General features: G+C 66.6%; 11 protein-coding genes and 2 pseudogenes. 7 read left to right on the top strand and 6 right to left on the bottom strand.

The window, feature by feature from the left end:
- Positions 1–184 precede the first annotated feature (184 nt).
- Both QOC76_RS21780 and QOC76_RS21775 read left to right on the top strand, forming a co-directional pair.
- Entirely contained in the window at positions 185–1,174 is a 990-nt protein-coding gene (locus QOC76_RS21780) for a 2-hydroxyacid dehydrogenase (RefSeq protein ID WP_526360275.1), read from the top strand.
- Positions 1,175–1,300: 126 nt separating this feature from the next.
- Positions 1,301–1,576 (top strand): hypothetical protein, encoded by a 276-nt coding sequence (locus tag QOC76_RS21775; protein ID WP_526360273.1) that lies wholly within the window; start codon positions 1,301–1,303, stop codon positions 1,574–1,576.
- Positions 1,577–1,608: 32 nt separating this feature from the next.
- Here the strand turns inward: QOC76_RS21775 and QOC76_RS21770 are convergent, their stop codons facing one another.
- Positions 1,609–2,535, bottom strand: coding sequence for a LysR substrate-binding domain-containing protein (locus QOC76_RS21770; protein WP_526360271.1), 927 nt, complete (start codon positions 2,533–2,535; stop codon positions 1,609–1,611).
- Between the two features lie 107 nt (positions 2,536–2,642).
- Between QOC76_RS21770 and QOC76_RS21765 the strand changes: the two genes are divergently transcribed.
- Positions 2,643–4,277, top strand: coding sequence for a diguanylate cyclase domain-containing protein (locus QOC76_RS21765; protein WP_526360269.1), 1,635 nt, complete (start codon positions 2,643–2,645; stop codon positions 4,275–4,277).
- A 12-nt stretch (positions 4,278–4,289) separates the two neighbouring features.
- Here the strand turns inward: QOC76_RS21765 and QOC76_RS21760 are convergent.
- Positions 4,290–5,412, bottom strand: a pseudogene (locus tag QOC76_RS21760) (enolase C-terminal domain-like protein); the annotation flags it as partial.
- 1 nt (position 5,413) lies between these two features.
- On the bottom strand, positions 5,414–7,009 hold the full coding sequence (locus QOC76_RS21755; protein ID WP_526360267.1) for an aldehyde dehydrogenase (NADP(+)): 1,596 nt from the start codon (positions 7,007–7,009) through the stop codon (positions 5,414–5,416).
- A 225-nt stretch (positions 7,010–7,234) separates the two neighbouring features.
- On the opposite strand from QOC76_RS21755, the gene QOC76_RS21750 reads away from it, so the two are divergent.
- Positions 7,235–8,467 carry a DUF7159 family protein gene (locus QOC76_RS21750; protein WP_526360265.1) on the top strand — a complete coding sequence of 411 codons (1,233 nt, stop codon included), beginning with the start codon at positions 7,235–7,237 and terminating at the stop codon, positions 8,465–8,467.
- A 92-nt stretch (positions 8,468–8,559) separates the two neighbouring features.
- Here QOC76_RS21750 and QOC76_RS21745 read toward each other — a convergent pair whose 3' ends face one another.
- A complete protein-coding gene (locus QOC76_RS21745; protein ID WP_526360276.1) occupies positions 8,560–9,246 on the bottom strand; it encodes a M15 family metallopeptidase in 687 nt (228 codons plus the stop codon).
- Positions 9,247–9,430: 184 nt separating this feature from the next.
- Here QOC76_RS21745 and QOC76_RS21740 point away from each other — a divergent pair.
- A pseudogene (locus QOC76_RS21740) lies at positions 9,431–9,739 on the top strand (PQQ-dependent sugar dehydrogenase); the annotation flags it as partial.
- A 7-nt stretch (positions 9,740–9,746) separates the two neighbouring features.
- Here QOC76_RS21740 and QOC76_RS21735 read toward each other — a convergent pair.
- Entirely contained in the window at positions 9,747–10,133 is a 387-nt protein-coding gene (locus tag QOC76_RS21735) for a DUF2237 family protein (protein ID WP_526360263.1), read from the bottom strand.
- A gap of 35 nt (positions 10,134–10,168) precedes the next feature.
- Here QOC76_RS21735 and QOC76_RS21730 point away from each other — a divergent pair, with 35 nt between their 5' ends.
- Positions 10,169–11,524, top strand: coding sequence for an alpha/beta hydrolase domain-containing protein (locus QOC76_RS21730; RefSeq protein ID WP_526360261.1), 1,356 nt, complete (start codon positions 10,169–10,171; stop codon positions 11,522–11,524).
- Positions 11,525–11,527: 3 nt separating this feature from the next.
- Here the strand turns inward: QOC76_RS21730 and QOC76_RS21725 are convergent, their stop codons facing one another.
- Entirely contained in the window at positions 11,528–12,010 is a 483-nt protein-coding gene (locus tag QOC76_RS21725) for a hypothetical protein (RefSeq protein WP_526360259.1), read from the bottom strand.
- Positions 12,011–12,208: 198 nt separating this feature from the next.
- Here QOC76_RS21725 and QOC76_RS21720 point away from each other — a divergent pair.
- The coding region (locus tag QOC76_RS21720) for a serine/threonine-protein kinase (RefSeq protein ID WP_526360257.1) at positions 12,209–12,898 on the top strand (690 nt) is incomplete at its 3' end.

The following is a 12,898-nucleotide window of genomic DNA, read 5'->3' as shown; positions in this document are numbered from 1 at the left end:
TCCTTCACACCTGATGCCGACAAAACGCATGCACGCCAACCCGAAGGCGGCACCGATGCTACGAGCCAGACACCAGGTGCAAAGGATCCAACCACCGCGATAGCGGCAATCTCACCCTGACACTGAGTCGATGCTAATTGGATGTTGGACGGGTAATCGCAGGTCGCCGTACCGTTGTCGCATCATGACTACTTCGTCCCGCACCCCGCAGAGCAGGACCGTCCTACAGGTCGGGCCGCTGAAGCCGTCGCTCGCGCAGACCCTTCGAGACGACTACGCGGCGTATGTGCTGCCCGACGAACCGGCCGAGCGCGACACGTTCCTGTCCTCCCATGGCGGGGACATCACCGCAGTGGTGACGTCCGGGCGCTCCGGCGTCGACGCCGCCCTCATGTCGGCGCTGCCGAACCTCGGCGCGGTGGTGAACTTCGGGGTCGGCTACGACACGACGGATGTCGACGCTGCGGCGGAACGAGGGGTCGCCGTTAGCAACACGCCCGACGTACTGACCGACTGCGTGGCCGATACCGCCGTCGGGCTGATGATCGATGTGATGCGGCAGTTCTCGGCGGCGGACCGGTACGTGCGGGCGGGCAAGTGGTCCACCGACGGCATGTACCCGTTGACGCGCCAGGTCAGTAACACGCGGGTGGGGATCATCGGGCTCGGGCGAATCGGCGGCGCAATCGCCAAGCGGCTCAGCGCCTTTGGATGTACGATCTCCTACCACAATCGCCACCGGGTCGCCGACTGCGATTACACCTATGTGCCGTCACCGGAGAAGCTGGCCCGGCGGGTCGACGTTCTGGTCGTCGCGGCCGCAGGCGGGTCGGGAACCCGGAAGCTGGTCAACCGCGAGGTGATCGATGCGCTGGGAGCCGACGGTTATCTGGTGAACATCGCGCGGGGCAGCGTCGTCGACGAGGAGGCGTTGGTCGAGGCACTCGAGGGCGGTCGGCTCGCGGGCGCCGGCCTGGACGTCTTCGCCGCTGAGCCGAACGTGCCGGAGGCGCTGCTGGCGATGGACAACGTCGTCGTCCTGCCGCACGTGGGCAGCGGAACGGTGCAGACGCGCGCGGCGATGGAGGCACTCACGCTGCGCAACCTCGAGCGCTTCCTTTCGTCGGGCGAACTGGTGACCCCGGTACCGATGCCTGCCGCCGCGTCCGGTTAGAAGTCTTTACGACGACCCCATGGTCGGCTTGCTCTGCTAAAACGCGGATTGACGGGCGCCGTTGGTAGAAGAATCGTCGGGGTGGCTGCTGGATGCAGCCAGCCACCGCGACGATCCGGGAGGGCGATGAGTTCGGAACATGTAACAGAGCAGGTGCCGCTGGCCGAGATTCAAGAGGGTGACACGATCCAAGACCCCGAGTCCGGTCAGTGGTTCACCGTCACCCGAACGGCGGACGGCACAACGAGCGCCGTCCGCGAGGGCTCAGGCGGCGACACGACCGTCGTCGAGGGATATCGCGTCTACTACGGCGACGAGCGGCGAGGTGAGCAGATCGATTCCCGGTGCATCATCGACTCGCGATCCACGAAAGGCCTCGTCACTCGCCAGGTGCGAGAGTAGAGGCGGTCGCCCAAGGTCGACGCAGAGCGCGCTCAGCCGAGCACATCCTCGACGAGATCGTCGGTCGTCCATTCCCGCTGCGGCAGAACGTCTCTCAGTAGACGCAGCAGTGCGGGGTTGGTGCTGTCGCCGCGCCACACCGCGTCGAGCTCGACCGGCCGCTCCCGAAACGCCCCGATCGAACGGAACACCACGCCTTCGGGGTGCAACGTCGCGGCGGATGCCGGCACCAGCGCGATGCCGATGCCCGAACGCACCAGCACCAGCATCGTGTGCACCTGCGTCACGGTCTGCACGTAGCGCGGCCTCGCGCCGGCGATCGTGAACGTGCTGATGAGCAACTCGTTGAAATAGCGTGCCTGCACCGGGGAGTACATCACCACGTCCTGGCCGTCGAGGTCGTTCAACGTCAGTCCCCGCCCCAGCCCGACGAGCGGATGCGCCTCGGGCAGTGCGGCGATCAATTGCTCGTGTAACAGCGGACGCGACACCAGGCCCGGTCGCCTGATCGGCGGGCGCGCCATGCCCAGATCGACCTCGCCGGTCATCAACCCTTCGACCTGAACCGCCGTCACCATCTCCCGCAGATCCAGCTTCACGTCCGGAAGCCTCTTCCGGGCCGCGGCCAGCAGCCGTGGCAACACCACGTGCGCGGAGGCGGCCGTGAATCCGATGACGACGGTGCCGAGATCCCCGGCTGGAATCCGCTTCACCGTCTGCGCGGCGCCCTCGGCTAGTTGGAGGATGCGGCGGGCGTCGGGCAGGAACGCCAGCCCGGCGGGCGTCAGGGTGACCGCCCGCGTGCTGCGCTCGATGAGCTGGACACCGAGCTCGCTTTCGAGCTGCTGGATCTGGCGACTCAACGGCGGCTGTGTCATGTGTAGCCGCTCTGCGGCCCTCCCGAAGTGCAGCTCCTCGGCGACTGCGACGAAACAGGACAGCCTGGCGAGTGATAACACCGATGCACTCCTAGCATCACTGGGCGCATTCGCGTTGCGAATGGTGCATCAGTTTAGACCTGTGTGACAGCTGAATCGGGCAGCCCGGGTATGGCCCAAGCGGTACTTTGGCTAAGAGCGTCGAGAAGGGATGTGCGTTGGTAGCCGCCGAACATCGGCAACTCTCTGAGGGGTTGACCGGGGAGGGCTACCGCCGACTGGTCGAGCGCAGTCCCGACGGCATTTGTGTCCATGCGAACGGACGGGTGGTTTTCGTCAACGACGCCGGTGTGCGGTTGATGCTCGCTGATTCCAGCGACCAGATCGTCAGCCGTCCCATCACCGACTTCCTCACACGCGAATCGATACCTCCGATGCAATCCGGCGTCGCCCGACTCCGTGAGCTCGGCGACTGCACCCCGCACTACCCGGCTCAGATGGTCCGGGTCGACGGCAGTCTGCTGGCCGTCGAGATTGTCATCGCGATGACGATGTGGGACGACGAACCCGCCCATCAAATCATCACACGAGACGTCAGCGCGCGGCATGCCTCCGAGTCAGCGCTCCGGTACCAAGCGGCCCTCGTCAACCACGTCAGCGATGCCATCATCGGGACAACGGCGACCGGTGTGGTGACAAGTTGGAACCCCGCCGCGGAGCAGATCTATGGCAGGCCGTTCGCCGAGGCCCAGGGCCACCCGATGAGTGAGTTGGTTGGCGCTGAGCTCGATCCGACCGCGATCGTGGCCTCCGGTGGCGTCGTACACAGCACCCACCGCTCGGCCGACGGCGCGCCGCTCGATGTCCGTGTTTCGGCCGCCGCGATGAACGACGGATACGTCTTCGTGTGCTGCGACCTGACGGCTCTGCACCGCGCGGAACAACACTTCACGGCGATCGTGGCGTCGATGGTCGAGGGCGTCATCCTCATCGGCAAGGACGGGCGCATCAAGTCGATCAACCCGGCCGCCGTCACCATCATGGGTGCGGGACCGGAATACGCCGGTAGCGACTTCTTCGCGATCACGGATCAAATTCACTTTCTCGACGCCGACGGCGTGAACATCCCGCCCGCTCTGCGCCCCGTCCGCGCCGTGCTACGAACCGGTGTGCCGTTCTTCAATCAGGTGTTCGGCTTCGACCAGTTCGGCGGTGAACGGGCATGGCTGATGTGCAGCTGCCGTCTGCTCAACCCAGAGATCCTGGGCCAGTCCGACATGTTGATGTCGTTCGTGGACGTCACCGCCGAACGTAAGACCGCCGACAAAATCCTGTTTTACGCCACGCACGACGCACTGACCGAATTGCCGAACCGGGTTTCGGTCCTTCGCAGACTCAAGAAGGCGCTCGCGGCACCGGAGCCGGACGATCAGTTGCGCGCGGTGCTGTTCATGGACATCGATGACCTCAAGTCGACGAACGACACCTTGGGGCACACGGCGGGCGACGACCTTCTCCGCGTCGCCGCGGGCTGTCTTCGCCGGGTCGTCGCGGCCGACGATGTGGTCGGACGGCTCGGCGGCGATGAGTTCGTCGTGCTGGTGGCACGCGACGTTGCCGAAGGCGAACTCGACGACATGGTCAACCGGTTGCGCATCGAATTGAACACGCCCGCTTTGATCGGTGGGACAAGCGCACCGATCGGCGCCAGCATCGGCGTCGTCGAGGTGCATCGCGACGAGAAGCGCACGGCCGACGAGATACTGCGCGACGCCGACCTCGCGATGTATGAGGCCAAGCGGGCGCGGCGGCGGGACGTGTAGCCGAACCCGTCGCTACCAGCGCGGGCTGCTCGCCTCGAAACCGGGGTCGACCGTCTGCATGTAACCGGTGTCGTCGCGGTCGCGGATACCGCAGCGCAGGTACTGCTCGTGCAGAGCGCCGAGCGCGTCGTCGAGTTCGACGCCGAGGCCTGGTGTCGACGGCACGGCCACCGCGCCGTCGAGGAACTCCAGCGCGCCCGGCTTGACGATCTCCTCGGTCTTCCACGGCCAGTGGGTGTCGCAGGCATAGGTGAGAGTCGGCGTGGCGCCTGCCAGGTGCACCATCGCGGCAAGGCTGATGCCCATGTGGGAGTTGGAGTGCATCGAAAGCCCGAGGCCGAACGTCTCGCAAATGCCGGCCAGCAGGCGTGACCGCTGCAGGCCACCCCAGTAGTGGTGGTCCGAACGCACCACGTGCACCGAGTCTTTGGCGACTGCAGGAGCTAGGTGGTCGAACGCGACGACGCACATGTGGTCGCCAGCGGCATCGGAGCCTGCGCAGCGACCTCGGCCATCCCGTCCAGCCCGGGCGTTGGATCCTCCAGGTACTCGAGGATGCCCGCCAAGCCGGACGCGACCTTGACCGACGTCTGAGGCGTCCAGGCAGCGTTGGGGTCCAGCCGCAGCGGGTGGTTCGGGAAGGCCGCGTGCAGTGCCTCGATCGCCGCCATCTCCTCCTCGGGCGGAAACACGCCGCCCTTGAGTTTGATTGCCGTGAAGCCGTATTCGTCGACGAGGCGCTTGGCCTGCGCGACGATGCCGTCGTGGTCGAGCGCCTCGCCGTAAGCGTCGGGCTCAGCGCCTGGGTGCGCCGCCCACTTGTAGAAGAGGTAGGCGCTGAACGGCACCGCGTCGCGCACCTTGCCGCCGAGCAGATCGGAGACCGGCCTGCCGGTCGCGTGGCCCTGCACGTCGAGGCACGCGACTTCGAACGGTGACAGAACCTGATCGACGGCACTGGCCGTGGTGATCATGCCCGCCGCTCCGACGGCGCGCGAGTCGCCGGTCAGCCTGTCAGCGATGGCGGCGCGAATCGCGTTGAGCCCGAAGACGTCCAGTCCGGTGATGGCGTCGGCGGCCGCTCGGAGCCGGTCCAGGTGAGACCCGCGTCGGTATCGAGTTGGATGATCGCCCGGTCAGTCCTGTTGGAGCTGGCCGTCGATGCGCCGCCACAGGTTATCGGGGTTGCCGTCAGCGATTGCGCTGGGCAGCAACGACTTCGGCATGTCCTGGTAGCAGACGGGCCGCAGATAGCGTTCGATCGCGCGCGCACCCACAGATGTGGTGCGCGAATCCGACGTCGCGGGCGAGGGGCCGCCGTGCACCATGGCGTGGCAGACCTCGACGCCGGTGGGCCAGCCGTCGAACAGGATCCGGCCTGCCTTGAGCTCCAGCAGCGGCAGAAGCTGCCGCACCTCGTCGTAATCGGACTCGTCGGCGTGCACCGTCGCGGTGAGCTGACCTTCGATGTGCTCGGCGACGCTCCGCATCTCGGCGGGGTCCAAGCAGCGGACGATCAGGCTGGAGGATCCGAAGACCTCGGCCTGCAGCGTCTTCGAGCTCAGGAAATTGTTCACGTCGGTCGCGAACAGTGCTGCTCGACAGTCGGTTTGGCTGTCGCCCGCTTCGCCGCGGCCGATCAGGTCGGCTTCCGCGCTGAGTTCCGTGACGCCGTTGGCGTACGCGTCGGCGATGCCGGGAGTGAGCATGGGTGTGGCCGATGACTGCGCGAGCGCATCACGCGCCGCGGTGACGAACGTGTCGAGCCCCTTGCCTTCGACCGCGACGACCAGACCGGGATTGGTGCAGAACTGACCGGAGCCCAGCGTCAGCGAGTTGACGAACGCGCGACCCAGATCGGCGCCGTGGCCGGCCAGCGCTCCGTCGAGCAGGAACACCGGATTGATCGAGCTCATCTCGGCGTAGACGGGGATCGGCTCGGGACGGCCGGATGCGGCGGCGACGAGTGCCAGTCCAGCGGAACGGGATCCGGTGAAGCCGACGGCCTTGATTCGCGGATCGGTGACCAGGGTGACGCCGAGTTCGGGGCCGAATCCATACAGCAGCGAGAATGTGCCCGCCGGCAGGCCCGCAGCGGCGACGGCGTCGGAGATGGCGCGGCCGACGAGCTCCGACGTGCCCGGATGCGCGTCGTGCGCCTTGACGACGACGGGGCATCCGGCGGCGAGCGCCGACGCCGTGTCCCCGCCTGCGACCGAGAAGGCCAGTGGAAAGTTGCTGGCGCCGAATACGGCGACCGGGCCGAGCGGGATGGAGCGCTGCCGAATGTCGGGTCGCGGCAACGGGGTTCGATCGGGCAGTGCGGGGTCGACGCGGGCGGCGTTCCAGCTGCCCTCGCGAAGAACGCCGGCAAATAGGCGGAGCTGTCCGGTCGTGCGGGCTACCTCGCCGGTGAGGCGGGCCTGCGGCAGCCCGCTTTCGGCGACGGCGCGCTCGACAAGAACGTCCTTGACGGTCTCGATGTTGGCGGCGATCGCTTCGAGGAACTGGGCGCGCTGTTCGGATGTCGTGGAGCGGTACTCGGCGAAGGCCTCGGCGGCGGCCGCGCAGGCGGCGTCGACATCGGAGGCGCCACCGTAGGAGTAGGCGGGTTCGAGTTCGTGGCCTGCGGTGGGATCGAAGGCGCGGATCTGCTTACCGGAACCGCGAACCGGTTCGCCGGCAATGAGCATCTGTCCCGTCAGGTGGGTGTCGGGCATGGTGGCAGTCATGTTTTCCTCGGCGTAGAGGGCGGCGTGGAGAAGGTCCGGCAAGTGGTGATCTGGCTCAACGGTAGAAGCGACATCGATGCTTGTCCAAGACCAATAAGGGCACGACTGATTCACGATTTAGATCAATCGACCATCGGGTGCGAGGGCCTGGCTATCTCGTCGATGTCCATCGACAGGCCGCTTCGGTAGTGTCAGACCCGGATGACAGGCAGAGGGAGATAGCTAATGGACCTGGTGCTCGGTCTGTCGGTGACCTCGACAGCCGTCCGGTGGGTGCTCGTCGAAGGGGTGACAGGCGACGGCGACGCCGTCGACCGCGGAGTGCTCGATGTCGTCGACGCTTCGACTTTCGATGCTGAGGCCCTGCTCACGGTGTTGCTGGACGCCAACGAGGCGGCGGTGGAGAGCGGTGTGCACGCCGTCGGTGTCACGTGGACTCCTGCTGGGGAGGCCGTCGCGGGCGCGATCCTCGAGGCGTTGCAGTCCCGTGGCCTGTCGAACGCCATCGCGGTTTCGGAGGTAGAGGCCGCCGAGGCGCTGGCGAGCGGCATCGCCGACATCGCGGGTTATGAAAGCGTCGCGGTTTGCGTCTTCGAGCCCGACTACACGTTGGTCGCCATGGTGAACGCCGACGGAGTGAGCGCCGACCCCCAGAATCTCCCCGACGACGTCGAGCTGGCGGGCAGCGTCGTCGCGCTGGACCTCAACGATCGACAGCTGGACGCCGTCTTCGTCGTCGGCTCTGCAAATCTCCAGCCGGTGGTGTCCGCGATGGACGCTGTCGCGGCGGCCCCGGTGATCTCGTCCGCCGAGGCCGATATGGCGATGGCCCGGGGCGCCGCGGTGGCATCCGCCATGGCGGTGAACTCCATGGACGGCGGCTCGACGTCGCTGCTGGGGCTGCGCGGCATGTCGAGAACGACCGTGTTGACGTCCGTCGTCGTCGCTGCGGCAGCCACACTGGTGATCTCGCTGTCGGTCGTGCTGGGTCTGCAGGCGACGTCGGATTCGCCGTCTGAGACCAAGAACGCAAACGCCACCGGCGAGCAGGTGAAAGAGGCGACCGTGCCGACGGAGGCGAAGGCCGCGCTTGCCGCGCCCAAGCTGCAGAAGCGCCCGGCGGCCGCACCGGCGCCGAAGCCCGCACCCGCGGCAGTCCCGCCCGCGCCGGAGCCTGCAGCTCCGCCGATCGTGCAGACGATGGTGGCCGCGCCGCCGGCTCCCGAGGCGGCGCCGGGTGCCGATCCGCCTGCTGCAAACTTGCCGGACACCTGGGTGCCGCCGGCCGCGACGCCGCCCGTCCCGGCGTATACGCCGCCTGTTCCGGCCTACGTTCCGCCCGCGCAACCGCAGGTTCCTGCCGTGCAGCCGGAACCGCGTCTGCGCGACAAGATCATCGAGCGCATTCCGATCATCAACCGATTCCACGACCCGCAGCCGATGTACCCGACAAACTAGCTGGGGCACTACCTCTGTACATGGCGCAGGGGTGATCCGTGTGAGCATCATGCCCGCCTGAACCACTTCGCAAGCGGTTGAAACATCGCGGCTCAGCTGTGCTCGAAGTGCTGATAGTCCTTCGGTGCCCGCCAGTCGCCGCCCCAGCGCCAACCGCGGTCGGTGAACGCACGAACAACGGGGTCGCCCGCGTGCAGCAGCCCCGGATCGGTGCGGTTGCGGTCGAGGTACGGGCCTGCGGTCGTCGGCTCGAGTGTGCCTTCCCGGTCGACGAACGGGTTGAGGAGCGGGTTGATGTCGATCGCCCGGCCGTAGGCATGCAATGCCCATGCCTGACCTGACGGCATCAGTCGGCAGTTGTAGGCGGAGGTGTTGTTGTCCTCCATCGACAGCTCATCCTCGGCGCCGGGGTAATGATCGACGGTCCGCATCTTTGCGATCGGATATCGCAACACCTGCAGCTGCTCGAAGATCGCGATGACATCTGCGACCACGTCCTGGTGCACGACGAGGTCGCCGCGGTGTGTCTGCCCGTCGAAGCCGACGTAGTCGAGCTCGACCCGACGCAGCAGTTCGGGGCCGACAGGGCAGCCGGGTCGCCAGGTGGCACCGAGTTCGGCGGCGGTCACGGGATGGACGGCCGCAGGTGCGAACGCCGACGATGTGCTCGTTGGCGATGAGGGCGGCGGCCCTGAAGGTGTCGGCGGCGTCGTCGTACTCGCAGCGGGCGGCGTGGACGAGACCGGTGCGGACGGTGGAGTGCGCCCGCATTGGAGCATGCCGGCAGCCAAGGTGGTCAGCACCACCGCGGTGGCGATCGGTCGATATCCCCTAATGGCCTCACGATAACGATGGCCGCAACCTGACATGGGAGCGTGAGATGCTGCGCGACGCCGACCGGTACGTGGCTAAGCGCGCCGGCCGCGGCCCGCGCTGACCCCTGGCGTCGCCGTTTTCGCCCTCCGGTCCGACGAGCCCGGCTTCGTCAATCCCGTTGTCGAGTGGGCGACCGGTGACGCGTCGCCGTCAGGGCTGGCGTTCTACGGCGGCTCCCTGTGGGTGGCGTGTCTGCGCGGTGAGCGGCTGTATCAGATTCCCGTCGGCGGCGACGGTTCGCTGGGCGAGCCCGCCGCCATGTTCGCCGGACAGTACGGCCGGCTGCGAACGGTGGTGCCCGCCCCGAACGGGACTCTGTGGTTCTCGACCAGCAACCGCGACGGACGCGGAAACCCACGCGGCGGCGACGACCGGATCCTGCAGCTGCGGCCCTAGGGCTGCGCTAGAGGTCGCCGGGATCGTCGGGCACATCCACGGCGTGTTCGGCGAGCGCCTCGAGCGGCACGACGTCGAGTGTGCGCTCGTGCGTCGACGCCATCACCACCGGTGCGGCGCGTCCGTCCTGGTAGGCCTTCAACCAGTTGGCGGCGGTCACACACCAGCGATCGCCGGGCACCAGGCCGGGGAAGCGGTATTCGGGTCGCGGTGTCGACAGATCGTTGCCGATGAAGCCCTGATGCTCGAGAAACTCGGCGGTGATGACCACGCAGACGGTGTGCAGGCCGACGTCCTCGGGCCCCGAGGAACAGCAGCCGTCGCGGTAGAAACCGGTCAGCGGTTCGGTGCCGCACGGCTCCATAGGTGTTCCCAGCACGTTGAGATCCGGCATCGGCTCAGTATCGCCTTTTGACTACTGTCGTCGCCATGCCATCCGTCACGCCCGTAGCGGGCAAGCCGAACTTGATCATTGGCGCCTACGACGTCGCCGACCTGGGTTACGCCAGCAACGAGTTCTTCGTCTCGGGGACCGCGTCGTCGTACGCGGGCGAAGGCGCGCTGGGGGAGGCGGATTACACGACCCGGGTCGTGGTGATGACGCCGACCGACGTCGACAAGTACAACGGCACCGTCCTCGTCGAGTGGCTCAACGTCAGCGGCGGGATCGACACGCCCGCTGTCTGGATGATGGCTCACCGCGAGATCGCCCGTGCGGGCTATGCGTATGTCGGAGTCTCCGCGCAGAAAGTCGGCGTCGATGGTGGGCAAACCATCACCGGCATCGACATGTCGCTGAAAAAGCAGGATCCCGAACGGTATTCACGCCTCAGTCATCCCGGTGACGCGCATGCGTACGACATTTTCTCCCAGGCCGGCCGACTGATCCGTCAGGCACCGGAGGATCTTCTCGGACGGCTGAAGCCCGAGCACGTTGTCGCTGTCGGGGAGTCACAGTCAGCGATGTTTCTGACGACGTATATCAATGCGGTGGACCGGCTCGCCAGTGTCTATGACGGCTTCCTGGTTCATTCCCGATTCGGCGTCGCGGCGCCGCTCGACGGTGTGTCCGCGCTGGAGGCGCTTCAGGAGGGCACATCGGATCCCGCCCCGTTCCGTGCCGAGCTGCGTGTGCCGGTGATGAACGTCATCACCGAGACCGACCTGGTCGGCGCAATCCTGGCGGGCTATTACCGGTCGCGGCAGCCCGACAATGACCGGCTGCGGACGTGGGAGATCCCCGGCACCGCGCACGCCGATGCCTACACGATCGCCGTCGGCTTCATCGATGGCGGTTCTGCGCCGGTGGATCGACTTGCGGCCGCCTACGCCCCGACCACGATGCTGATGGGCCAGGATCTGGGCTACTACATCAACTTCGCCCCGCAGCATCACTATGTGCTTCAGGCGGCGATCGCGGGTCTGGAGAACTGGGTTCGCACAGGCACCGCGCCGCCCAGCGCGCCGCGCATGGAGATCGGCGAAGGGGATCCGCCGCCGCTGCTCCTGGACGCGGACGGCGTTGCGAGGGGCGGTGTCCGCACACCGTGGGTCGACGTGCCGATCGCCCGAACCTCGGGGATCTCCAGAAGCGACAACGTGCTGGCGCACCTGTTCGGCTCGGGTGAGCCGTTCGAAGACGCCACCCGCAGCCGGTTGTATCCCGGCGGCAAGAGTGAATACCTCGAGCGCTTCACGGAGTCGCTTGATGCGGCGATCCGGGCGGGCTACCTGGTGCGGGCGGATCGCGAGGAGATCCTCGAGTTGGCCGCCGCGACGTACTAGACGTCAAGCAGGCGCGAACTTGACGGCGCGCATGCCCTCGCGTTGCGCGGCTTCGGTGAACTCCTCGAGGCTGGGGACGCGATCGTCGCGGAATTTCAGCCCCATCATGCGCTGGGCCTTCTTTGCGCCGTAGGACTCGGCGGCTCGGTGGGACAGCTCGGCGACGGTGGCGGGGTCGCGGATGAGTTCGCCGCGCATGACTGTCTTCTTGCCGTCCCAGAGCACTTCGGCGTCGGCGCCGTCACGGAAATTGGCGGTCCAACCGGCGCTGGCCAGTGCGTAAAGCGAATTATCGAGCCGGTGTGCGCTGACCGGCACCGAGTATCGGCGGCCGCTTTTGCGTCCGGTGAAGTTGAGCACCATCATCTGGCGGCGGAGGGCACCACCTAACGGGGTGCCGAGCAGGACTTTCACCGCGGGATTGACGGCTCTCAGGAGTCCTTCAGGCGGATGCGCGATGCTTACCGCGGGCGATTGTTCTGTCATGGCGCTACCGTATGACTTATCGCCGGTGCGTGGTGGGGGGAACTCCTAAAATGCTGCGCAACAGCAAACTTCGATGACGAAGTGAATCGCTGTATCGGGTAAAAAGTTAAGCGGGCGCGAGAAACGGGAACACGTCTAGCGCCGCATGTCAGATTGTGGCGCCATCAGATGTCAGGGAAAGAACGGAAAGGATCGTCAATGTCCTCCGTGCAGGGCAGCTCACGGCTGGGGGCGCGATTCGGCCCCTACGAGCTGCACTCTCTGATCGGCATGGGCGGCATGGGCGAGGTCTACCGCGCCTACGACACCGTCAAAGAACGAATGGTCGCCGTCAAGGTGCTGCGCGGCGACGTTGCATCGGATAAGAGCTATCAGGAGCGCTTCCGACGTGAGTCGCGGGCAGCGGCGCGACTGCAGGAACCGCACGTCATCCCGGTGCACGACTTCGGCGATATCGACGGCACGCTTTACATCGACATGCGGCTGGTCGACGGTGCGAGCCTGAAGGACGAGTTGCGGGTGAACGGCCCGCTGGAGCCGAGGCGCGCGGCCTCGATCATCACCCAGGTGGCGGCGGCTTTGGACGCCGCGCACGCCGACGGCCTGGTGCACCGCGATATCAAGCCGGAGAACGTCCTGCTCACGCCCGACGACTTCACCTACCTCGTCGACTTCGGGATTGCCCACGGTGACGGGGATGCGAGCGTGACGTCGACGGGGTTGATCATCGGGTCGTGTGCGTACATGGCCGCGGAACGGTTTTCGGGCGGCCAGGTCGGGCCCGCAGCCGACATCTACTCGCTGACGTGTCTGCTGTACGAATGCCTAACCGGCAGGGCGCCTTTCGAGACCGGCGGAGATTTGCGACAGCTGATGAGCGCGCACATG

This window comes from Mycobacterium sp. (assembly GCF_032159565.1).
Taxonomy (GTDB): Bacteria; Actinomycetota; Actinomycetes; order Mycobacteriales; family Mycobacteriaceae; genus Mycobacterium.
Note: the sequence above shows the minus strand (reverse complement) of the source record. Positions and strands in the feature narration are given on the sequence as shown.